Annotated in this window: 21 protein-coding genes; 15 read left to right on the forward strand and 6 right to left on the reverse strand. The window is 55.8% G+C overall.

The window, feature by feature from the left end; translation table 11 throughout:
- Positions 1 to 142: 142 nt before the first annotated feature.
- The gene (queE, locus tag V2S86_RS17770) at positions 143 to 814 is read left to right on the forward strand and encodes a 7-carboxy-7-deazaguanine synthase QueE (RefSeq protein WP_330763517.1); all 672 of its coding nucleotides are present in this window, start codon (positions 143 to 145) and stop codon (positions 812 to 814) included.
- Positions 815 to 953: 139 nt separating this feature from the next.
- On the opposite strand, the gene queD is transcribed toward queE, so the two are convergent.
- Positions 954 to 1,313: a 6-carboxytetrahydropterin synthase QueD gene (gene queD, locus V2S86_RS17775; RefSeq protein WP_004950240.1), complete on the reverse strand. Its 360-nt coding sequence runs from the start codon at positions 1,311 to 1,313 to the stop codon at positions 954 to 956.
- Positions 1,314 to 1,870: 557 nt separating this feature from the next.
- Between queD and cysJ the strand changes: the two genes are divergently transcribed.
- The 3 genes from cysJ to V2S86_RS17790 all read left to right on the forward strand — a co-directional run bounded on the left by cysJ (position 1,871) and on the right by V2S86_RS17790 (position 6,188).
- The gene (cysJ, locus tag V2S86_RS17780; protein ID WP_330763518.1) at positions 1,871 to 3,670 is read left to right on the forward strand and encodes an NADPH-dependent assimilatory sulfite reductase flavoprotein subunit; all 1,800 of its coding nucleotides are present in this window, start codon (positions 1,871 to 1,873) and stop codon (positions 3,668 to 3,670) included.
- Entirely contained in the window at positions 3,670 to 5,385 is a 1,716-nt protein-coding gene (gene cysI / locus V2S86_RS17785; protein ID WP_330763519.1) for an assimilatory sulfite reductase (NADPH) hemoprotein subunit, read from the forward strand. Before cysJ ends, cysI begins: the two co-directional genes overlap by 1 nt.
- Positions 5,386 to 5,453: 68 nt before the next feature.
- Positions 5,454 to 6,188, forward strand: coding sequence for a phosphoadenylyl-sulfate reductase (locus tag V2S86_RS17790; protein WP_212558548.1), 735 nt, complete (start codon positions 5,454 to 5,456; stop codon positions 6,186 to 6,188).
- A 52-nt stretch (positions 6,189 to 6,240) separates the two neighbouring features.
- Here V2S86_RS17790 and V2S86_RS17795 read toward each other — a convergent pair whose 3' ends face one another.
- Positions 6,241 to 7,572 carry a serine hydrolase domain-containing protein gene (locus V2S86_RS17795; RefSeq protein ID WP_330763520.1) on the reverse strand — a complete coding sequence of 444 codons (1,332 nt, stop codon included), beginning with the start codon at positions 7,570 to 7,572 and terminating at the stop codon, positions 6,241 to 6,243.
- Between the two features lie 549 nt (positions 7,573 to 8,121).
- Complete coding sequence (locus V2S86_RS17800; RefSeq protein WP_330763521.1) at positions 8,122 to 9,201, reverse strand: aminopeptidase; 1,080 nt, start codon at positions 9,199 to 9,201, stop codon at positions 8,122 to 8,124.
- Between the two features lie 262 nt (positions 9,202 to 9,463).
- Between V2S86_RS17800 and cysG the strand changes: the two genes are divergently transcribed.
- The 5 genes from cysG (at position 9,464) to V2S86_RS17825 (ending at position 14,303) form a co-directional block, all read left to right on the forward strand.
- Positions 9,464 to 10,894, forward strand: coding sequence for a siroheme synthase CysG (gene cysG, locus V2S86_RS17805; RefSeq protein WP_330763522.1), 1,431 nt, complete (start codon positions 9,464 to 9,466; stop codon positions 10,892 to 10,894).
- Positions 10,895 to 10,903: 9 nt separating this feature from the next.
- Positions 10,904 to 11,812: a sulfate adenylyltransferase subunit CysD gene (gene cysD, locus V2S86_RS17810; protein ID WP_004950261.1), complete on the forward strand. Its 909-nt coding sequence runs from the start codon at positions 10,904 to 10,906 to the stop codon at positions 11,810 to 11,812.
- A gap of 11 nt (positions 11,813 to 11,823) precedes the next feature.
- Positions 11,824 to 13,269, forward strand: coding sequence for a sulfate adenylyltransferase subunit CysN (gene cysN / locus V2S86_RS17815; RefSeq protein ID WP_330763523.1), 1,446 nt, complete (start codon positions 11,824 to 11,826; stop codon positions 13,267 to 13,269).
- Positions 13,208 to 13,900 carry an adenylyl-sulfate kinase gene (cysC, locus tag V2S86_RS17820; RefSeq protein WP_013811535.1) on the forward strand — a complete coding sequence of 231 codons (693 nt, stop codon included), beginning with the start codon at positions 13,208 to 13,210 and terminating at the stop codon, positions 13,898 to 13,900. Before cysN ends, cysC begins: the two co-directional genes overlap by 62 nt.
- 85 nt (positions 13,901 to 13,985) lie before the next feature.
- Entirely contained in the window at positions 13,986 to 14,303 is a 318-nt protein-coding gene (locus tag V2S86_RS17825; RefSeq protein WP_212558552.1) for a DUF3561 family protein, read from the forward strand.
- Positions 14,304 to 14,355: 52 nt separating this feature from the next.
- On the opposite strand, the gene V2S86_RS17830 is transcribed toward V2S86_RS17825, so the two are convergent.
- The 3 genes from V2S86_RS17830 to V2S86_RS17840 all read right to left on the reverse strand — a co-directional run bounded on the left by V2S86_RS17830 (position 14,356) and on the right by V2S86_RS17840 (position 16,775).
- Entirely contained in the window at positions 14,356 to 15,078 is a 723-nt protein-coding gene (locus V2S86_RS17830; protein ID WP_330763524.1) for an amino acid ABC transporter ATP-binding protein, read from the reverse strand.
- Positions 15,062 to 15,829, reverse strand: coding sequence for an amino acid ABC transporter permease (locus V2S86_RS17835; RefSeq protein ID WP_330763566.1), 768 nt, complete (start codon positions 15,827 to 15,829; stop codon positions 15,062 to 15,064). The genes V2S86_RS17830 and V2S86_RS17835 overlap by 17 nt, the downstream gene beginning before the upstream one ends.
- A gap of 175 nt (positions 15,830 to 16,004) precedes the next feature.
- A complete protein-coding gene (locus V2S86_RS17840) occupies positions 16,005 to 16,775 on the reverse strand; it encodes a basic amino acid ABC transporter substrate-binding protein (RefSeq protein ID WP_330763525.1) in 771 nt (256 codons plus the stop codon).
- Between the two features lie 403 nt (positions 16,776 to 17,178).
- Between V2S86_RS17840 and ftsB the strand changes: the two genes are divergently transcribed.
- The 6 genes from ftsB to V2S86_RS17870 all read left to right on the forward strand — a co-directional run bounded on the left by ftsB (position 17,179) and on the right by V2S86_RS17870 (position 21,380).
- A complete protein-coding gene (ftsB, locus tag V2S86_RS17845) occupies positions 17,179 to 17,499 on the forward strand; it encodes a cell division protein FtsB (protein WP_006317700.1) in 321 nt (106 codons plus the stop codon).
- A 3-nt stretch (positions 17,500 to 17,502) separates the two neighbouring features.
- Positions 17,503 to 18,213 (forward strand): 2-C-methyl-D-erythritol 4-phosphate cytidylyltransferase, encoded by a 711-nt coding sequence (gene ispD, locus V2S86_RS17850; protein ID WP_330763526.1) that lies wholly within the window; start codon positions 17,503 to 17,505, stop codon positions 18,211 to 18,213.
- Between the two features lie 10 nt (positions 18,214 to 18,223).
- Complete coding sequence (gene ispF, locus V2S86_RS17855; RefSeq protein ID WP_004950274.1) at positions 18,224 to 18,697, forward strand: 2-C-methyl-D-erythritol 2,4-cyclodiphosphate synthase; 474 nt, start codon at positions 18,224 to 18,226, stop codon at positions 18,695 to 18,697.
- Between the two features lie 3 nt (positions 18,698 to 18,700).
- Complete coding sequence (truD, locus tag V2S86_RS17860) at positions 18,701 to 19,747, forward strand: tRNA pseudouridine(13) synthase TruD (protein WP_330763527.1); 1,047 nt, start codon at positions 18,701 to 18,703, stop codon at positions 19,745 to 19,747.
- A gap of 251 nt (positions 19,748 to 19,998) precedes the next feature.
- Complete coding sequence (surE, locus tag V2S86_RS17865) at positions 19,999 to 20,760, forward strand: 5'/3'-nucleotidase SurE (protein WP_006323649.1); 762 nt, start codon at positions 19,999 to 20,001, stop codon at positions 20,758 to 20,760.
- Positions 20,754 to 21,380, forward strand: a complete 627-nt coding sequence (locus V2S86_RS17870; RefSeq protein ID WP_330763528.1) for a protein-L-isoaspartate(D-aspartate) O-methyltransferase — start codon at positions 20,754 to 20,756, stop codon at positions 21,378 to 21,380. The genes surE and V2S86_RS17870 overlap by 7 nt, the downstream gene beginning before the upstream one ends.
- The last annotated feature ends 58 nt before the right edge of the window (positions 21,381 to 21,438 follow it).

Here is a 21,438-nt window from a genome sequence, read left to right on the forward strand (position 1 = left end):
ATAAACGTAATAAATGAAGCAGATAGGCGGTGGGATAGGCTGGGCCATGGCTAAAAGATAAAATTTAATACACTTTAGCCGGTTTGGTTGCCGGGCCGTAATCTGAGATAATCGCTTTTTTCCTATCCTGATTGAGAAACCGATGCAGTACCCGATTAATGAAATGTTCCAAACCTTGCAGGGCGAAGGCTTTTTTACCGGCGTTCCGGCCATTTTTATCCGCCTGCAGGGCTGCCCGGTAGGATGTAGCTGGTGCGATACCAAACATACCTGGGAAAAGGAAGCCAATCGGGAAGTGGATATGCAGCGGATCCTGGTAAAAACCGAAGAGAGCGACGCCTGGGGCAGCGCCAGTGCGGAACAACTGCTCGCGGTTATCCGTCAGCAAGGCTATACCGCGCGTCACGTGGTGATCACCGGCGGCGAGCCGTGTATTTACGATTTGATCCCGCTGACCCAGCTGCTGGAAGACAACGGCTATGGCTGCCAGATTGAAACCAGCGGTACCCATGAGGTCCGGTGTTCGGCGAAAACCTGGGTGACGGTTTCCCCCAAGGTGAATATGCGTGGCGGCATGAAGGTGCTGGATCAGGCTTTGCAGCGTGCGGACGAGGTGAAGCATCCGGTTGGACGCGAGCGTGATATTGAAGCGTTGGATGCGCTATTGGCGACGTTGCATGACGAAAAGCCGCGGATTATCGCGTTGCAGCCAATCAGTCAAAAGGAAGAGGCGACTCGCCTGTGCATTGAAACCTGCATTGCGCGCAACTGGCGCTTGTCGATGCAGACGCATAAGTATTTGAATATTGCTTAAGAACGGTTAAACCCGATCTACAAAATAATTGGAGTGGCATCAAGGCGGCCAGCAAACAAAGCCCGATGAGCTGACATGGGTCAGTGATTCGGGTGAGTGAGCGCAGCCAACACCGATGCCACTTCAAGTATGAAGGAGATCAACCTTTATAGACGCATCCCGCGCTGCAGGTTTCTTTGACCATTACCGCACTCAGTTCCGGCAGCTGGGGTTTAAGCTGTTGCCAAATCCAGGCGGCGAGCACTTCGCTGGTGGGATTTTCCAATCCTGGAATATCGTTCAGATAATGGTGATCCAAGCGCTCCCAGATCGGGGAGAACACGGCTTTAAGCTCGGCGAAATCCATCACCCATCCGGTGTGTGCATCCACTTCACCGGTCACTTCCAGACGCACCATAAACGAATGCCCGTGCAGACGGCCGCATTTATGGCCCTCCGGCACATGCGGCAAGCGGTGTGCGGCTTCAAACTGAAAATCTTTAAACAGCGTGGTTGCCATTATTACGGCCTCATTGACTCAAAAACCGCCGCATAGTACCGGAAAGCGCGCCTGCTTGCCATTTATACTGCTTTAGTCTACCGGTACGCCCTTTAACCGGCGTTAGCACTTTTTTTGTTTGGTCCGTGTTGCACCTATCGGATGGGGTACTCAGCGGTAAATGCGATTCATTCAAGAATCGTCAAAAAAACGGATTTATTTTCAATAAGATAAAAAACTCTCTTTAGCGTTTTAACCGTTATCACTTACCAGAAAAACCGCTTAGTCATTTTGGTTATTATTTATTGCTATCCCTTATTTAATCGTTGCTATTGTGCTCGGTAACCTTACAAACTCACCTGATCTTTTCAGGACCCAACTGAACGAAAAGACAGCGACTGACACTGGCGAGCACCTGGCTGGATAGGTGCCATACCCGTTGCCTTTCAAACTGCAGCATTGTTATCTGCGCTCGCTCACCCCAGTGACTTACCTAAGTAAGCGACTGAGGTAAGCGAGTTGGCCCCTTGGCTGCAGCTTGAAATTCATAGGCTATAAGTAAGGAAATAAGTACTGCGATGACGACTCAGGCTCCTCCAACATCTTTGCTCCCGCTGACGCCCGAACAGCTGGCGCGCCTGCAGGCGGCGATTGGTGAATATTCACCGACGCAGCTGGCGTGGCTGTCAGGCTATTTCTGGGGAATGGTTAACCAACAACCTGGAGCCGTAGCCATTACGCCGGCTGCACCCGCTGCCGCCAGCATCACGATAATTTCTGCATCTCAGACCGGTAATGCGCGCCGCCTGGCGGAGCAGCTGCGCGACGATCTGCTGGCCGCCAAGCTGAGCGTCACGCTGGTGAACGCCGGCGACTACAAATTCAAGCAGATTGCCCAAGAGCGCCTGCTGGTGATCGTCGCCTCCACGCAGGGGGAGGGCGAGCCGGCGGAAGAGGCGGTTGCGCTGCATAAATTCCTGTTCTCGAAGAAAGCACCCAAACTCACCGAGACGGCGTTCGCAGTCTTCGGTTTGGGGGACACGTCTTACGAGAACTTCTGTCAGTCCGGTAAAGACTTCGACGGCAAGCTGGCCGAACTGGGCGCCGAACGCCTGGTGGAACGCATTGACGCCGATGTGGAGTACCAGGAACTGGCCACGGCCTGGCGCAAGCAGGTCGTAGAGGTGCTGAAAGCACGTGCGCCAGCGGAAAACGCCGCACCAGGCGTGCTGGCTAGTGGAGCGGTTGACCTGCTCGACAGCAGCCCGTACAGCAAGGAACAGCCGCTGACCGCGCAACTGGCTGTGAAGCAAAAAATCACCGGCCGCGGCTCCGATAAAGACGTACGCCACATCGAGATCGATCTGGGCGATTCCGGCCTGCGCTACAAACCGGGCGATGCACTGGGCGTATGGTTCGATAACGATCCCGCGTTGGTGGACGAACTGGTTCAGTTGCTGTGGCTGAAAGGCGACGAGCCGGTAGCAGTGGAAGGCAAAACCCTGCCGTTGGCAGAAGCGTTGCGCAGCCACTTCGAACTGACGCAAAACACCACGCCGATTGTCGACAAATATGCCGCGTTGTCGCGTGATGAAAAATTGATTGGTCTGTTGGCGGATAAAGCCGCGTTGCAGCATTATGCGCACAATACGCCGATCGTCGACATGGTGCGCCAGGCCCCGGCGGATCTTAGCGCCGAGCAGTTGATCGGCCTGCTGCGCCCGTTGACGCCGCGTCTGTATTCCATCGCCTCCTCGCAGGCTGAGACCGAAAACGAAGTGCACGTCACCGTTGGCGTCGTACGCTACGACATCGACGGTCGCGCCCGTGCCGGCGGGGCTTCCAGCTTCCTGGCCGATCGCCTGGAAGAAGATGGCGACGTACGGGTTTTCATTGAGCATAACGACAACTTCCGCCTGCCGGCCAACCCGGAAACCCCGGTGATCATGATTGGCCCTGGCACCGGTATCGCGCCGTTCCGCGCCTTTATGCAACAGCGTGAGGTCGAGGGTGCCGGCGGCAAGAACTGGTTGTTCTTCGGCAACCCGCACTTCACCGAAGATTTCCTGTATCAGGTCGAATGGCAGCGCTATGTCAAAGAGGGTCTGCTGACCCGCATTGATCTGGCCTGGTCACGTGACCAGCAACATAAAGTCTACGTACAAGACAAACTGCGCGAACAGGGCGCGGAAGTGTGGCGCTGGATTCAGGAAGGCGCGCACATTTACGTCTGTGGCGATGCGAACCGCATGGCGAAAGACGTGGAAAACACATTACTGGAACTGGTGGCCGAGCACGGTGGCATGGATACCGAGCAGGCGGATGAATTTTTAAGCGAGCTGCGCCTTGAGCGCCGTTATCAGCGAGATGTTTACTGATGAGTGATAAACACCCGGGGCCTCTGGTGGTCGAAGGCAAACTGTCCGATGCCGAGCGTTTGAAGAAAGAAAGCAACTTCCTGCGCGGTACCATCGCCGAAGACTTGAAGGACGGCCTGACCGGCGGTTTCAACGGCGACAACTTCTTGCTGATCCGTTTCCACGGCATGTACCAGCAGGACGACCGTGATATCCGCGCCGAGCGTGCCGAGCAGAAGCTGGAACCGCGTCATGCGATGATGCTGCGCTGCCGTTTGCCGGGGGGGATTATTTCCCCGCAGCAGTGGCTGGGCATCGACAAGTTCGCACAGGAAAGTACGCTGTACGGTAGCATTCGCATCACCAACCGTCAGACCTTCCAGTTCCACGGCATTGTGAAAGGCAACGTCAAGCCGGTGCACCAATTACTGAACCGTCTGGGGTTGGACGCGCTGGCTACGGCCAACGACGTGAACCGCAACGTGCTTTGCACCTCGAACCCGGTGGAATCCGAGCTGCATCAGGAAGCCTACGAATGGGCGAAGAAAATTTCCGAGCATCTGCTGCCGCGCACCCGCGCTTATGCGGAGGTATGGCTGGATCAGGAAAAAGTGGCGACCACCGACGAAGAGCCGATCCTCGGTGCCACCTATCTGCCGCGCAAGTTCAAGACTACGGTGGTGATCCCGCCACAGAATGACGTCGATCTGCATGCCAACGACATGAACTTTGTGGCGATCGCTCAGAACGGCAAGCTGGTGGGCTTTAACCTGCTGGTGGGCGGTGGTCTGTCGATTGAACACGGCAACAAAAAAACCTATGCGCGTCAGGCCAGCGAGTTCGGTTACATCCCGCTGGAACACACGCTGGCGGTAGCCGAAGCGGTGGTGACCACCCAGCGCGACTGGGGTAATCGCACCGATCGCAAGAACGCCAAAACCAAATATACATTGGAACGCGTCGGCGTGGATGTCTTCCGCGCCGAAGTGGAAAAACGCGCCGGCATTACCTTTGAACCTATTCGTCCGTACGAATTCACCGGCCGTGGCGATCGTATCGGTTGGGTCAAAGGCATTGATAATCAATGGCACCTGACGCTGTTTATTGAAAACGGCCGCCTGCTGGACTATCCGGGCCGCCCGCTGAAAACCGGTATCGCCGAGATTGCCCGGATCCACAAGGGGGATTTCCGCCTGACCGCCAATCAGAACCTGATCGTTGCCGGCGTGCCGGAAAGCGAGAAGGCGAAGATCGAAGCCCTGGCGCGCGATCATGGTCTGATCGACGATGGGATCAGCGAACAGCGTAAAAACTCGATGGCCTGCGTGTCGTATCCTACCTGCCCGCTGGCGATGGCGGAGGCCGAACGCTTTCTGCCGGAGTTTGTTACCAAGGTGGAAGGGATCATGCATCGGCACGGCGTGGGCGACGAACACATCGTGCTGCGCATCACCGGCTGCCCGAACGGCTGCGGCCGCGCGCTGCTGGCGGAATTGGGCCTGGTGGGCAAGGCAATTGGCCGTTATAACCTGCACCTGGGCGGCAACCGCGAAGGCACGCGCATTCCGCGCATGTACCGTGAAAATATTAATGAAGAAGAAATCCTCAAGGAGATCGACCAACTGGTTGGCCGCTGGGCGAAAGAGCGCACTGCGGGCGAAGGTTTTGGCGATTTCACTATCCGCACCGGCATTGTCAGACCGGTAGTGGATCCGGCACAGGATTTCTGGGACTGACGTTGTTTGGCCCCTCGGCGAAGGGGCCAAACAGCGCGGTAGAATTCAAGAATCAGGAGGCAGGCAACATGGCTGAATTCGATCTGGCGGCGCTGAATGCGTTGCCCAAGTCTGGACAGGCGCTGAAGCTGGGGGCCGTCAATGGTCAACTTGAAGCGCTTTCCGCCGAGCAACGTGTGGAATGGGCGCTGGAACATCTGCCCGGCGAGTTTGTGCTTTCTTCAAGCTTTGGCATTCAGGCGGCGGTATGTCTGCATCTGGTCACCCGGATCAAGCCGGATATCCCGGTGATCCTCACCGACACCGGTTATCTGTTCCCGGAAACCTACCAGTTTATCGATCAACTGGTCGATAAGCTCAAGCTGAACCTGCAGGTGTTCCGTGCCGAGCAGTCGCCTGCCTGGCAGGAGGCACGCTATGGCAAACTGTGGGAGCAGGGCGTTGAAGGTATCGAGAAATACAACCAAATCAACAAGGTTGAACCCATGAACCGCGCGCTGGAGACCCTCGGCGGGCAGACCTGGTTCGCCGGCCTGCGCCGCGAACAATCCGGCAGCCGTGCCAACTTGCCAGTGCTGGCGGTGCAGCGCGGCGTATTCAAAATTCTGCCGATTATCGACTGGGATAACCGCAAGATTTATCAGTACCTGACCGATCACGGCTTGAGTTACCACCCGCTATGGGAGCAAGGCTATCTGTCGGTCGGGGATACCCACACCACGCAGAAATGGGAACCGGGCATGAGCGAAGAAGAAACCCGTTTCTTCGGCCTCAAGCGCGAATGCGGTCTGCACGAAGGATAATCACTGCGTCAATGCCCTGAGTCAACTGGGAACCCAGGGCATAGAATAGGCTTTAGGTTCGGTCAATATGGCGAGTCGCCAAGGTATTTGCGATCGCGTTAAACATCAGTGAAGCCTCCAGAGGCTGGGCGTTAGCAGAGGGTTCCGCTTCAGGCCAGACCGACCACTGTACAATCACCAGCTTCTCTTTCTGGTTCACCATAATCATCTGCCCAAAGATACCTAATGCCCACATCGTATCTTGGCCTGATAACCCCTGTTTTGGGCTGAGGTTTTTTGCATTCGCGGGTACGCTATTGTTCCACCAGGCATAACCATATTTACCATCAGGGTAAGACGGGGTGACCGATTTTTCCGCTTTGTTCCAGGTTCGGGCGTCTTTTATCCAATGATCCGGCAGCATTTTTTTTCCGTCGAGCAACATGCCATTATTCATAATAAACAGCCCAAATTTCCCCCAGTCTTCCAGCGTAGCGTTAAAACCGTGTGCCCCTACATCATGTCTACCCGGCAGATAGCTGTGCCATACGCCATCGTGCACCATCCCGTAGGGTTGCCAGATTTTTTCCTGAAGGTACTGCGCAAGTGGTTCACCGGTAGCTTTTTCAAGCGTATCTCCCAGCAACCAGGCGCCACCTGAAGAGTATGACCAAACCTCGCCAGGTTTAGCGTAACTCTTGCGTTGTGGGCTATTCACCAGCTTATTAACGCAATCGTAAGTGTTTTTATTCGCTTCACATTGGGTTAGTTGTGAAAAGTCAGATTTTGGGTCCGTATAATTTTCATTCCAAGAAACACCCGAAGTATGTTGAAGTAAGTGACGCACCGTTACATGTTCCCAGATTGTCCCCTTCACATCTGGGTTATATTTGACAATCTCATCATCCAGCGAGGCAATTTTCCCCTCTTTTAAAGCGATACCGACCAAAGTGGAAACAACAGACTTTCCGACCGAACGTGAGGTCCACAGTGTCGTTTTGGTATTACCACTGCCATAATAATCCCAGACTTTCTTGCCCTCTTTAATTACCATCATCCCCGTCACACTGTTTCGTTTGAGATAATCTTTTAGCCCGTATTTATGTCCTTGGTAATCGTAGGTAGCGGAAGAGAGATCGCGAACCGCCACCGGGATCGGCACCGCTTTAGCGGCTTTAAATATATCGCCAGGATAGGCGCGGTAGTCGTTACGAAAACCGAGCACGCGTTGCTGTTGATTCCAGGTCAACATATCTTTCACATCAGGGAGTTGTTTATCTACGGGGGCCGGGCAGTGGGTCAGTTGTGGAACACCGCAATCGGCAACATCTGGAGCGGCGATGGCCTGCCAGGAGAGACCGAAACAGAGTGCGAGCAGGCAAGGCTTTGCTTTAATTTTGCGCATGATTTTCCCTTCATAGTTGATCTTCACTTGATGTCTGGAAGCTACTTCACTGTACTTTTGGCAAGCCTGACTCACCAAAATTTGAGATCAAATCGTGCCATAATAGCGGCTATGCTCAGCAGCCTTATTGTGCTGTTTGGAGAGCAGACCACATTAGTTGTCAATTTAACGCATAAGTTATAAATCATATTCGCTAATGACCTTCTCTCCAGTTAAATAGAGTCTTGTTCACCATGTTCTATTGTTTATAACTGTATTTTTATAGGCAGAAAGCAGGATCTATTGTTATTAATTTAATCCCAATAATAGCCACGCCAAGTCTGGAATTAATAAAATAAGGGAGCGGCATTATTTAAACGGACGTGGTTGAGAGCCACTAATCACAGTGCGGAGATCTGCCGGATGTTTACCGTATCGGCTCAGGACGGGTCTGCCGTCTGATGATACAGAGCGGACTAAGGAGTAATTGAGAGGCTCGGCCTCACGGGGTTGGTGCAGAAAAAATGCCGGTCAGGTTTAACTGACCAGCATTATGGCCGGACGCAGACCTTATTTCTTCTTCTGCTGCACGGGCTTAACCGGGTGCGCCTGCGCCAATTCTTTGATCAGCGGCAACAGGATCTGCACGCTCTCGCGGCTGCGCTTGTCGATCCGGCCCGGCAGATAACGCTCCAGATACTGCAGGTTGTCGTACTGCGGGCGATGCCAGGTGATACCCTGCGGGAAATGCGGGCTGAGTGCGCGCTGTTGGTAGCCGTCTTTATCACCCAGCGACCAGTTGGTGGCTTCGACCGAAAGCACCGGTATGCCCGCGTTATCGAACACCTCTTGGTCCGAGCAACAACCGGTGCCTTTCGGCCATTGTTTGCTGCCGGGATTAGTGGCGGCGGCGATGCCGTAACGGTGGGCGATATCCAGGGCGCGATCGCGGCTCTGTTTGGCTATCTTCTTCGGCGTATTGCGGCCGGCATTGAAGTACAGGCGATCACCGGTCACCAGGCTGTCCAGGTTAATCACCAGCACGGTATTGTTTTTTTCTTCCGCGCTCATGCGCTGCAGGTAGTTCTGTGCGCCCAGAGAGCCGATCTCCTCGGCGCTGGTGGCGACAAAACGCAGGCCGTAAGCGGTGGGGATGTTCTTTAGGCGTTCCGCCAACTCCAGCATCACGCCAACGCCTGAGGCGTTGTCGTCGACGCCTTGTAGCGTCAACCCGCCGAGGTTGTTGTCCAGATCGGCATCGCTTTGCGGGGTGTAAGTATCAAAATGCGCCACGATCAAGATTTGTTGCGGGCCGCTGCCATTTTTTGCGGCGATCACCGAGCTGGCGGTGACGTTATTCCAGTTCTTTTTGCCGTCCTTGCTGGTGTAGAGATAGCGGGTGTTGAAGCTGCGGATATCGCTTTGATAGCCCATCTTGCCGAACTGCTGCTTGAGGTAGTCTGCGGTGAGCAGTTCCGCCGGGCTACCCGCCATGCGACCGGGGAAATAGGTGGCGATATGGCGAATCTGGTCGGCGGCGAATTTACCCACAGGGGCTTCTTTCACTGCCGGGATAGCTGCCGAAACGCTGAAAACGCCGCCGAGCGCCGCCATCAGCAGGCTCGTCTTCAGGTAAACGCGGGAAAACATACCGAAAAATCCTTCTTTGATATCGGCGATACCGATGATTTTTTTGCGGTGTCCAGTATGAGACGACACGCGGCATTACACAATTTCTTCGGCTCCTAATTTTGGTGCCGGCGCGCAAACTTCCGGCCCGATTATCACCCCCTGAACCCTGCAATGCGGCCTATATTCCATAAAGGAACTATTAATTCCTTTTCGTCATTTCAGAGGCTAAATCTCAGCCCGTATAGTCACCCTATCATTCTGCATATATGAAAAGGCTGTTGTGGACTATCTACCAATATTTGCCGACCTGAAACAACGCCCGGTACTGGTCGTTGGCGGCGGCGAAGTGGCTGCGCGCAAAGTTGAACTTCTCACGCGTGCTGGGGCTGAAATACGGATAGTTGCGCAGTCGCTCTCACCGGAACTTGAACATCGACGCCAGCAGGGGCATATCCGCTGGCTGGGGCAGGCCTTTGCCGCGCAACAGCTGGACGATGTTTTCCTGGTGATTGCCGCAACCGACGACGGCGCGCTGAATGCCGAGGTGTTTAGCGAGGCGGACAAACGCCGGGTGCTGGCCAACGTGGTCGACGATCAGCCGCGCTGTTCGTTTATCTTCCCGTCGATTATCGATCGCTCACCACTGGTGGTGGCTGTCTCTTCCAGCGGCCAGGCACCGGTATTGGCGCGCATGCTGCGCGAAAAGCTCGAAGCGCTGTTGCCTGCCAGCCTGGGACAGATGGCGGAGGTGGCCGGGCGCTGGCGCGGCCAGGTGAAACAACGGCTGAATTCGATCGGCGAACGTCGGCGCTTTTGGGAGAAAACCTTCGGTGGCCGTTTTTCGACGCTGGTGGCCAATGGCCAGCAGGCGCAGGCGGAACGGCAGTTGGAACAGGACTTGCAGCAGTTTGCACTGGGCAGCGAAGGCACCCAGGGTGAAATTGCGCTGGTGGGCGCCGGCCCCGGCGACGTCGGGCTGCTGACCCTGCGCGGGTTGCAGGTGATGCAGCAGGCCGATGTGGTGTTGTATGACCACTTGGTGAGCGACGAGATCCTGGACTTGGTGCGTCGCGACGCCGAACGCATCTGCGTGGGTAAACGCGCCGGGGCGCACTCGGTGATTCAGGAGGAAACCAACCGTCTGTTGGTGGAACTGGCGCAGCAGGGCAAACGCGTGGTGCGCTTGAAGGGGGGCGATCCCTTTATCTTTGGCCGCGGTGGCGAAGAGTTGCAGGTGGCCGCCGCCGCAGGCATTCCGTTCCAGGTCGTGCCGGGCGTAACCGCAGCTGCCGGGGCGACGGCCTATGCCGGTATCCCGCTGACGCACCGAGATCATGCGCAGAGCGTTACCTTTATTACCGGGCACTGTCGTCCCGACGGCGATGGGCTGGATTGGGCCGATCTGGCGCGTGCGCGCCAGACGCTGGCCATTTACATGGGCACCATGAAGGCGGCGGATATCAGCCAGCGTCTGATCGCCCACGGTCGCGCGGCCAGTACGCCGGTCGCGGTGATCAGCCGTGGCACGCGAGCGGACCAACAGGTGCAGATCGGCACCTTGCAACAACTCGAACAATTGGCTCAACAGGCACCGTTACCGGCGCTGCTGGTGATCGGCGAAGTGGTGGAACTGCATCACCAAATCGCCTGGTTTGGGCATCAACCGCAGGCGGAAGGGGTATCACGCCCTGCCGTCGTGAATTTGGCTTAAGGATCTGTTATGGACGAAAAACGACTCACTCATTTGCGGCAATTGGAGGCGGAGAGTATCCATATCATCCGTGAAGTCGCCGCTGAATTCGGCAACCCGGTGATGCTCTATTCCATCGGTAAAGACTCTTCCGTGATGCTGCATCTGGCGCGTAAGGCGTTCTATCCGGGCACGCTGCCGTTCCCGCTGCTGCATGTGGATACCGGCTGGAAATTCCGTGAAATGTACGAATTTCGTGACCGCACGGCGAAAGAATACGGTTTTGAACTGCTGATACATAAAAACCCGGAAGGCGTGGCGATGGGCATCAACCCGTTCGTGCACGGCAGTGCCAAGCACACCGATATCATGAAAACCGAAGGCCTGAAGCAGGCGCTGAACAAGTACGGTTTTGACGCCGCCTTTGGCGGCGCGCGTCGTGACGAAGAAAAATCGCGCGCCAAAGAGCGCATCTATTCATTCCGCGACCGCTTCCACCGCTGGGATCCGAAAAACCAGCGCCCGGAGCTGTGGCACAACTACAACGGTCAGATCAACAAGGGTGAGAGCATTCGTGTGTTCCCGCTGTCGAACTGGACTGAGCTGGATATCTGGCAATACATCTTCCTGGAAAAAATCGACATCGTGCCGCTGTATTTGGCGGCACCGCGTCCGGTGGTAGAGCGTGACGGCATGTTGCTGATGGTGGACGACGATCGTATCGATCTGCAGCCGGGCGAAGAGATCAGCCAGCGTATGGTGCGTTTCCGCACCCTGGGCTGCTGGCCGCTGACCGGTGCGGTGGAGTCGGAGGCGGAAACGCTGCCGGAGATCATCGAAGAGATGTTGGTATCCACCACCAGTGAGCGCCAGGGACGGATGATCGATCGCGATCAGTCCGGCTCGATGGAGCTGAAGAAGCGTCAAGGGTATTTCTAAGGAGCCGCCGGATGAAAACTATAGTTTCGCAAAACCAGGCAATTGCCAAACAAATCGCTGAGCAGGGCGGGGTAGAGTCTTACCTGCATGCGCAGCAACATAAAAGCCTGTTACGGTTCCTGACTTGCGGCAGCGTCGACGATGGTAAAAGCACCCTGATTGGCCGCCTGCTGCACGATACTCGCCAGATCTACGAAGATCAGCTGTCTACGCTGCACAGTGACAGCAAGCGTATCGGCACCCAGGGCGAGAAGCTCGATCTGGCGCTGTTGGTGGACGGCCTGCAGGCCGAGCGCGAGCAGGGCATCACCATCGACGTGGCCTATCGTTATTTCTCGACCGAAAAACGCAAGTTTATTATCGCCGACACCCCGGGGCATGAGCAGTACACCCGCAATATGGCGACTGGCGCTTCCACCTGCGATCTGGCGATCCTGCTGATCGATGCGCGCAAAGGGGTATTGGATCAAACCCGCCGACACAGCTTTATCGCTACGCTGCTGGGGATTCGTCACCTTGTGGTGGCGGTCAACAAAATGGATCTGGTGGACTATAAAGAGTCGGTGTTCGAGCAGTTCAAACAGGATTACCTGACCTTTGCACAACAGTTGCCGAACGATCTGGACATCAAATTTGTGCCGCTGTCGGCGCTCGACGGCGACAACGTCGCGACCGAAAGCGTGCATATGCCCTGGTACAGCGGCCCGACGCTGCTGCAGGTATTGGAAACCGTGGATGTGATCAGCGAGCGCGAAGCGCAGCCGCTGCGCTTCCCGGTGCAGTACGTCAACCGACCGAATCTGGATTTCCGCGGCTACGCGGGCACGCTGTCGGCCGGTGTGGTGCGTGTGGGCCAGCGCGTGAAGGTATTGCCTTCCGGCGTGGAATCCACCGTAGCGCGTATCGTCACCTTTGATGGCGATTTGCAGGAAGCGGTACCGGGTGAAGCCATTACGCTGGTGCTGAAAGACGAAGTGGACATCAGCCGCGGCGATCTGCTGGTCGATGCCGGGGAAACCCTGCAGGCGGCGCAAAGCGCGCTGGTCGACGTGGTGTGGATGGCTGAAAAGCCACTTCTGCCGGGCCAGAGCTATGACATTAAAGTCGCGGGTAAAAAGACCCGTGCGCGCGTGGAAGGCATTCGCCACCAGGTAGAAATCAACTCGCTGGCGCAGCATCAGGCGGATACCCTGCCGTTGAACGGCATCGGTTTGGTGGAGCTGACCTTTGACGAGCCGCTGGTGCTGGACAGCTATCAGCGCAACCATGATACCGGTGGGCTGATCTTTATCGATCGCCTGAGCAACGTTACGGTCGGTGCCGGCCTGATCCGCGAAACCTTGCATGGCGCGCAGGCGTCGGCGGGGGAACATAGCGCGTTCGAGCTGGAACTGAATGCCCTGGTGCGCAAGCACTTCCCGCATTGGGGTGCGCGCGACCTGCTTGGGGGCAAATAACGTGACCGAGGATCAACAACGGCCCACCGGGCCGGATGATGACAATGTGGTCTGGCATCCGCATGCGGTAGCGCGTGCGGATCGCGAAGCCCGCAACGGCCATAAAGGCGTGGTGCTGTGGTTTACCGGGTTGTCCGGTTCGGGTAAATCCACCGTTGCCGGCGCGCTGGAGCAGGCGCTGCATGCGCTTGGCGTCAGTACCTATCTGCTGGACGGCGATAACGTGCGTCACGGCCTGTGCCGCGATCTGGGCTTCTCCGATGACGATCGGCGTGAAAATATTCGTCGCGTTGGCGAAGTGGCGAAGCTGATGGTGGATGCGGGGTTGGTGGTGCTGACCGCGTTTATTTCCCCGCATCGCGCTGAACGGCAAATGGTGCGTGAACTGCTCGATAGCGATCGTTTTATCGAGGTGTTTGTCGATACCCCGCTGGCGATTTGCGAAGCGCGAGATCCGAAGGGCTTATACAAAAAAGCGCGTGCCGGCGAACTGCGTAATTTCACCGGGATCGACTCGGTTTACGAGGCGCCGCAGCAGCCTGATATTCACCTTGATGGCCAACAATTGGTAACAAATTTGATTGCGCAATTGTTAGACGTGTTGCGTGGTCGGGCTATTATCAAACCCTGAATTCAAAAAAGCGTGTGGCGTTGTTGCGCCACACGCTTTTTACGCTAAGCCCGCCGCAGAGCGCGCCGAATAACCAGGGATTACTATGCAAAATGTCTCGCCCGTCTTGATCGACTCAACGCTTGAGAAAGAAGAACCCTCGTATTCTTTCCTGGGCGGCGTCTGCGGCTTTGTTTTTTACTGGCTGGCGTTCGCGGTGCCGTTTCTGGTTTACGGCTCTAACACCCTGTTTTTTCTGCTCTACACCTGGCCGTTCTTCCTGGCCCTGATGCCGGTTTCGGTGCTGATAGGCATTACGCTCAGCATGCTGCTGCGCGGCAGGCTCCTCCTGACGCTGTTGCTGACCGGCGCCATCGTGCTGTGTCTGTTCTGGCTGGTATTCAGTTTTCTGACCGGCTGGTGAGGGAACGGGCGCAGTAGCCTGCGCCCGCAGCATTGCAAAGCGGTGCGGAAGGTTACAAAATTTTGCTCAGAAAAGCCTGAGTGCGCAGATTGGTCGGTTGGTTGAAAATCTGTTGCGGCGAGCCTTCTTCCTGAATGATCCCCTGATCGATAAACAACACCCTATCGGCCACTTCACGGGCAAAGCCCATCTCATGCGTCACCACTACCATCGTCATGCCTTCGTGCGCCAATGATTTCATCACCGTCAGCACTTCACCCACCAACTCGGGATCCAGTGCGGAGGTAGGTTCGTCGAACAGCATGATTTTCGGCTCCATCGCCAGCGCACGGGCAATGGCTACCCGCTGTTGCTGACCGCCGGACAGGCTGTTGGGATAGGCATCAATTTTGTCCAGCAGCCCCACCTTTTGCAGTAGCGCCTCTGCCCGTACTATGGCATCGGCGCGCGACAGTTTTTTCACGCCGATAGGTGCCATGATGATGTTTTCCAGCACCGTCATATGCGGGAACAGGTTAAAGCGTTGAAACACCATGCCCACGCTCTCACGCATTTTATTGAGATCGGTTTTCTGGCTGTGTATGGCAAAACCGTTGACCAGGATCTCACCGCCGGACAGGGTCTCGAGCGCGTTGATGCAGCGCAGGAAAGTGCTTTTTCCTGAGCCGGACGGGCCGATGACGCAGACCACTTCGTTCGCTGCAATCTCGCAGGAGATGCCGCGCAGTACGTGACTTTCGCCGAATTGTTTTTGCAGGTTATGTACGCGAATCACTTTTCCCGAACCTCTTTTCCATATGTTGCACCATCAGCGAAAGCAGGAAGGTGAGGACCCAATAGACCAGCGAAATGGTCAGATAGGGCTCCCAATAGGTGGCATAGGCGCCGGAAACCGTGCGGGCGGCATAGGCCAGATCGGCAAGACCGATGGCGGAGGCCAGTGAGGAGTCCTTGACGATGGCTATGGCATTGTTGCCCAGTGGCGGCAGCATGCGGCGGAACGCTTGCGGCAGGATCACTTTGCGCATGGTTTTGCCGTAGCTCATGCCCAGCGAACGCGAAGCTTCCATCTGGCCACGATCGATAGATTGAATGCCGGCGCGGAAAATTTCCGAGACGTAGGCACCTGCGTTGAGCGTAATCGCCACGACGCAGGAGAGGAATGCGCCGTAGTCGGAGCGCAGCGCGCGGGCGAAATCGGTGCTCATCAGACCGTTGGTGACCAACAGGCCGTCACGCGGGTTGATAAACAGCGGTACCAGCGCGAAGTGAACCACCATAATTTGTACAAACAGCGGTGTGCCGCGGAAGGCGCTAATGTAGATGCGCACCGGCCACTGAACGCCGTAATGCAGTATCGGTTTCCAGATACCGTGTGGTGCTTGCGCCAGGCGGCCTAACCCGAGGATCAGCCCCCAGGTGGTGCCCAATACCACGCAGATAATGGTGCATTTGATGGTCATCCAGGCGCCTTCCATAAACAGCGGGGCGTATTCCTGGATAATCTCCCAACGGAAATTCAAGATCTGATCCTTATTTAAGAATGTTAAGGCTACTGCGCGTCGTCACCTTGGGATTGGACAGTACCCGCCATCCTCATGGGCTACGTGTCCACGCCGGTGGCTGTACGCTGTCCGTACCCAATATGACTTGGCTCGCTACGCCCGTTTATCAGCGTAGGCGCTGACGAGCGCCAGTCGATTATTCGGCCGGCAGCGTCGGCACGTTGCTGTCAAACCAGGTCTGATAGATTTTGGCGTAGGTGCCGTCGGCGACGATTTTCTTCAGGCCGGCATTGATTTTTCCGCGCAGTTCGTCATTGCCTTTGGCTACGGCGATACCGAAATACTGACGTTCGAATTTGGCGTCAGACACCAGTTTGAACTCTTTTTCCGGATGGGTTTTGATATAGAACTTGGCCACGCCGACGTCGCCTACGGCTGCGCCGATGCCGTCTTCATATAGCTCTTGAAGCATTAACGGGGTATTGTCGAAGCGTTTGATGGCGGTGCTGTTTTTACCCAACACGTCGGACACCACGATGTCGCCAGTGCTGGAGTTCACGACGCCGACCTTCAGCGTTTTCAGTGCGGCGATGGAGTCTACGCTGGAGTCTTTAGGTACTACGATCGCCTGTTCTGCCGGGAAGTAAGGCGCGGAGAAATCAACCATTTGTTTACGTTTGTCGGTAATGGTGATGCCGGAAATAATGATGTCGCGATCGCCTGAATTCAGCGTAGCGAAGATGCCTTCCCACGGCGTATTCACCAGTTTGACCTGAAAGTTTTCGGCCTTGGCCACTGCCTTGATGATATCGATATCAAAGCCTTCCAGCTGTTTGCTGCTGTTTTCGAATTCAAATGGGCGGTAGGTGCCGCCAGAGCCGACGACGTAGGTAGGTTCTGCCGCCAGGACTGAGGCCGACAGGGTGGCGGCCAGGCAGGCGCCAAGCACAACTAAAGATTTAAACATCGCTATCCCCGGTAATTAACGTTATCTATTGGATTTATTTATGCACTATGAGTGCATAAAAATAATATTTAATGAATAGAAATACAACCACTACCTGATAGTGAAATTTTCAATGGTGTTAAATATTCACTTTTCGATCATGGCTGGCGGAAGATTTGGTGAAATTGGCAAGCAGCCAGTTTTTCTTACTGCATAACCGGCAAAACGCTGAAGGGGAGAATGTTGTGGCGTCGGCTGGTTTTTCTGTGGTGAAAGTGTTTTTTTTTGCCGCTTTCGAAGTGAATTTAGGTTATAAACTCAGGAAATTCTCATCCTTACTCTGAATTTGGCGGTGAATGCCGCTCTCAGTGTGGAGTCCAACGAAAAGTTGTGGGATGATTGGTCGGTTTTTCAGGGGGCGGAGATGGGAAAACTTACGCTGCTATTGCTGGCATTGCTCGGTTGGTTACAGTATTCACTGTGGCTGGGTAAAAATGGCGTTCACGATTACGTGCGGGTCAATGAAGACGTTGCGCTCCAACAGGGCAGCAATGCTAAATTGAAAGCGCGTAACGATCAGTTGTTTGCCGAAATAGACGATTTGAATGGTGGTCAGGAAGCGATCGAAGAGCGTGCGCGCAATGAACTGAGCATGATTAAGCCCGGTGAAACTTTCTATCGTCTGGTTCCGGATCAATCAAGACGCAACGCGACGTCCTCCTCGCAAAATAACGTACAAAAGTAACGAATGAATCACTCTTCTGCAGGCACCTTTCCATCGGTGATTGCCATCTTGCCCGCTGCCGGTGTCGGCAGCCGCATGCAGGCGGATTGCCCGAAACAATATCTCACCATCGGTAAGCAAACCATTCTCGAACACGCGATCCACGCTCTGCTGCGTCATCCGCGTATCCTGCAGGTGATTGTGGCGATCGGCCCTGACGATCGGCAGTTTTGCCAGTTACCTATTGCCAAGGATCCCCGTGTGCGAGTGACCGTCGGCGGCCGCCAACGCGCCGATTCGGTGATGGCCGGGTTGCAACTGGCCGGTGAAGCCGAGTGGGTATTGGTGCATGACGCCGCACGCCCCTGCTTGCATGCAGAAGATCTCGATCGCCTGCTGGCGATCACCGAACACAGCAAAGTTGGCGGCATTCTGGCGGCAAGGGTGCGCGACACCATGAAGCGCGGGGAGCCTGGCCAGGAAACTATCGCCCATACCGTTGAACGCCAGGACCTGTGGCATGCGCTTACGCCGCAACTTTTCCCGCTGCAATTGCTCAAACTTTGCTTGCAGCGCGCGCTGGACGATGACGCGGTGGTCACCGATGAGGCCTCTGCGCTGGAGCATTGCGGCTATCACCCGCTGCTGATCGCAGGGCGCTCGGACAATATTAAAGTCACGCGGCCGGAGGATTTGGCGCTGGCGGCGTTCTATTTAACCCAGTTGGACGATTAAGGAGCGCATCATGCGTATCGGTCACGGTTTTGACGTACATAAATTTGGTGGCGAAGGGCCGCTGGTGATCGGTGGTGTTCGCATCCCTTATGAGAAAGGTTTGCTGGCCCACTCGGACGGTGACGTGGCCCTGCATGCGGCGACCGATGCTCTGCTGGGGGCGGCGGCGCTTGGGGATATCGGCAAACTGTTCCCGGATACCGATCCGGCTTTCAAAGGCGCCGACAGCCGTGAACTGCTGCGTGAAGCCTGGAAGCGCATTCGCGCCAAAGGCTACCGCCTGGGGAACCTGGATATCACCATTATTGCCCAGGCGCCCAAAATGGCGCCGCATATTCCGCAGATGCGTATTTTCCTGGCGGAAGATCTGCAGTGCCATATGGACGACGTTAACGTTAAAGCCACGACCACCGAACAGCTTGGTTTTACCGGGCGTGGCGAGGGCATTGCCTGTGAAGCGGTTGCCTTGTTGATCAAGGAATAACGCATGGATATGGCTAATCTGACCTGGCTGTATGGCCAACCGCAAAGCACCGGGATGCTGAAAGCCAGCCCGGAAGATTTCGTGGTGGTGGAAGATCTGGGTTTCGAACCGGACGGTGAAGGCGAGCATGTGTTGGTGAACATCCGCAAGAGCGGGTGTAACACCCAGTTCGTCGCCGATTATCTGGCGCGTTTTGCCGGCATTCACGCCCGTTCGGTAAGCTATGCCGGCCTGAAAGATCGCCATGCGGTGACCGAACAATGGTTCTGTTTGCACCTGCCGGGCAAGGAAACGCCCGATTTCAGCCAGTTCGCGCTGGAGGGTTGCGAAGTGTTGGCCAGTGCACGACATCTGCGAAAAATGCGCATCGGCACGCTAAAAGGCAATGCTTTTACTCTGGTACTGCGCCAGATCTCCGATCGTCAGGATGTCGAACAGCGTCTGCAGGCCATTGCGGCGGGTGGCGTGCCGAACTACTTCGGCAGCCAGCGTTTTGGTCGCGGTGGCAATAACCTGGTCATGGCACGCCGCTGGGCGAATGATGAGATCCGGGTTAAAGAACGCAGCAAGCGCAGTTTTTATCTTTCCGCTAGCCGTAGTGCGCTGTTTAATCTGATCGCCAGCCGGCGCTTGGCCAATCAACAGCACCGTAGGGTACTGGAAGGGGATGCGCTGCAACTCCATGGCCGCGGCAGTTGGTTTGTTGCCAAATCGGATGAGCTGGCCGAGTTGCAACAGCGGCTGGATGCCGGCGAGCTGCTGATTACCGCGCCGTTGCCGGGCGACGGCGAACCGGGTACCGCTGGGGAAGCGCTGGATTTTGAACAGCAGTGTTTAGTGGAACAGCCGGAGCTGATGGCGTTGTTAAAGCGTGAACGCGTTGATCCGGCCCGTCGTGCGCTGTTGCTGTTGCCGCAACAGATGCAGTGGAATTGGTGGGATGATGCCACCGTCGAATTGCGTTTTTGGCTACCGGCCGGCAGTTTTGCCACCAGCGTGGTGCGCGAAATCATGCGGCAAGATAGCGGTGACGCGGACATTGGCGAATAATAAAGAAAACCTGCATTTGCAGGTTTTTTTTCGTCGGGCAAATGACCCGCGTGAAACTTATGCTCTTTTGACCGGCCAGTGGCTGACCGGTCAAAATTCGGCCTTCCCTTTGGTTACTGGACACGTCGGGGGGAGTAAACATAATATCTGCTGGTTAAGTGCCGCCTTTTGGGTGGTCATTCCGAGTATTTAAATGCCAAGCTGCGTTAAACGCTGCATGGGCGAGAGAGATAAAAAGAAGACAACCTCTTATGCGGATATTGCTGAGTAATGACGACGGAGTTACCGCCCCAGGTATTCAGGTGCTGGCGGCGGCTCTGCGAGAATTCGCTGAGGTGCAGGTTGTGGCACCCGATCGTAACCGCAGCGGTTCTTCCAATGCGCTGACGCTGGAATCGCCGCTGCGCACCCTGACGTTGCCCAATGGTGACATTGCAGTGCAACAGGGAACGCCGACCGACTGCGTGTATCTGGGTGTGAATGCCTTGATGCAGCCTGCGCCGGACATCGTGGTTTCCGGTATCAACGCCGGACCCAATCTTGGCGATGACGTTATCTATTCCGGTACCGTAGCCGCCGCCATGGAGGGGCGTCATCTGGGCTTGCCCGCGTTGGCGGTGTCGTTGAACGGCCATCAGCATTACGCAACTGCTGCGGCGATCACCTGCCGCGTGCTGCGCGCTTTACAGCGTGAACCGTTGCGTACGGGGAAAATTCTGAATATTAACGTGCCGGATTTGCCGCTAGACCAGATAAAAGGCATTCGCGTGACCCGATGCGGCAGCCGCCACCCGGCCGACAAAGTGTTCTGCCAGCAAGATCCGCGTGGGCAAAACCTCTATTGGATCGGGCCACCGGGTGATAAGTTTGATGCCGGGCCGGACACTGATTTCGCTGCTGTGGAGCAAGGGTATGTGGCGATAACGCCCTTACAGGTGGATTTAACCGCCTATGCAGCCCAGGACGTGGTAAAAACGTGGTTAACCAAAGCAGGGGTTGGCGGGGAATGGTGAACAAGCGTATGCAAACATTGCTGACGCAGCTGCGTCAGCAGGGGATCCGGGAAGAAAGGTTGCTGCAAGCGATAGAAGCGGTGCCGCGTGAACGCTTTGTTGACGAGGCGCTTGAACACAAAGCCTATGAAAATACTGCGCTGCCCATCGGCTCCGGCCAAACTATTTCCCAGCCTTATATGGTTGCGCGAATGACCGAGTTGTTAAATCTGACGCCAACTTCCAGAGTATTGGAAATCGGCACAGGTTCCGGTTATCAAACCGCTATTCTGGCGCATCTGGTACAGCATGTTTGTTCCGTCGAACGCATCAAAGGGCTGCAATGGCAGGCCAAGCGCCGCTTGAAGCAGCTCGATCTTCACAATGTCTCTACACGTCATGGCGACGGCTGGCAGGGTTGGGCGTCGCGCGGTCCGTTTGATGCCATCATTGTGACTGCGGCACCGCCAGAAATTCCGCCGGCGCTGATGGAACAACTGGATGACGGCGGCATTCTCGTGCTGCCGGTGGGGGAACAGGCCCAAACCCTCAAGCGGATTCAACGCCAAGGCAATGATTTTGTCATCGATACCGTCGAAGCGGTGCGTTTTGTTCCGCTGGTGAAGGGTGAACTGGCCTAAGGATTGTCTGAATTTTAGGCGCGAAATGAAATCTGTTGCACTTTCATCGCCTCCGGTT

The organism is Serratia sp. C2(1) (assembly GCF_036352655.1).
Classification (GTDB): domain Bacteria; phylum Pseudomonadota; class Gammaproteobacteria; order Enterobacterales; family Enterobacteriaceae; genus Serratia; species Serratia inhibens.

Bases quoted from the DNA above. Each gene is read 5' to 3' on its own strand.
- queE (WP_330763517.1), top strand. From the start codon at position 143: ATGCAGTACCCGATTAATGAAATGTTCCAAACCTTGCAGGGCGAAGGC.
- queD (WP_004950240.1), bottom strand. From the start codon at position 1,313: ATGGCAACCACGCTGTTTAAAGATTTTCAGTTTGAAGCCGCACACCGC.
- cysJ (WP_330763518.1), top strand. From the start codon at position 1,871: ATGACGACTCAGGCTCCTCCAACATCTTTGCTCCCGCTGACGCCCGAA.
- cysI (WP_330763519.1), top strand. From the start codon at position 3,670: ATGAGTGATAAACACCCGGGGCCTCTGGTGGTCGAAGGCAAACTGTCC.
- V2S86_RS17790 (WP_212558548.1), top strand. From the start codon at position 5,454: ATGGCTGAATTCGATCTGGCGGCGCTGAATGCGTTGCCCAAGTCTGGA.
- V2S86_RS17795 (WP_330763520.1), bottom strand. From the start codon at position 7,572: ATGCGCAAAATTAAAGCAAAGCCTTGCCTGCTCGCACTCTGTTTCGGT.
- V2S86_RS17800 (WP_330763521.1), bottom strand. From the start codon at position 9,201: ATGTTTTCCCGCGTTTACCTGAAGACGAGCCTGCTGATGGCGGCGCTC.
- cysD (WP_004950261.1), top strand. From the start codon at position 10,904: ATGGACGAAAAACGACTCACTCATTTGCGGCAATTGGAGGCGGAGAGT.
- cysN (WP_330763523.1), top strand. From the start codon at position 11,824: ATGAAAACTATAGTTTCGCAAAACCAGGCAATTGCCAAACAAATCGCT.
- cysC (WP_013811535.1), top strand. From the start codon at position 13,208: ATGCCCTGGTGCGCAAGCACTTCCCGCATTGGGGTGCGCGCGACCTGC.
- V2S86_RS17825 (WP_212558552.1), top strand. From the start codon at position 13,986: ATGCAAAATGTCTCGCCCGTCTTGATCGACTCAACGCTTGAGAAAGAA.
- V2S86_RS17840 (WP_330763525.1), bottom strand. From the start codon at position 16,775: ATGTTTAAATCTTTAGTTGTGCTTGGCGCCTGCCTGGCCGCCACCCTG.
- ftsB (WP_006317700.1), top strand. From the start codon at position 17,179: ATGGGAAAACTTACGCTGCTATTGCTGGCATTGCTCGGTTGGTTACAG.
- ispD (WP_330763526.1), top strand. From the start codon at position 17,503: ATGAATCACTCTTCTGCAGGCACCTTTCCATCGGTGATTGCCATCTTG.
- ispF (WP_004950274.1), top strand. From the start codon at position 18,224: ATGCGTATCGGTCACGGTTTTGACGTACATAAATTTGGTGGCGAAGGG.
- truD (WP_330763527.1), top strand. From the start codon at position 18,701: ATGGATATGGCTAATCTGACCTGGCTGTATGGCCAACCGCAAAGCACC.
- surE (WP_006323649.1), top strand. From the start codon at position 19,999: ATGCGGATATTGCTGAGTAATGACGACGGAGTTACCGCCCCAGGTATT.
- V2S86_RS17870 (WP_330763528.1), top strand. From the start codon at position 20,754: ATGGTGAACAAGCGTATGCAAACATTGCTGACGCAGCTGCGTCAGCAG.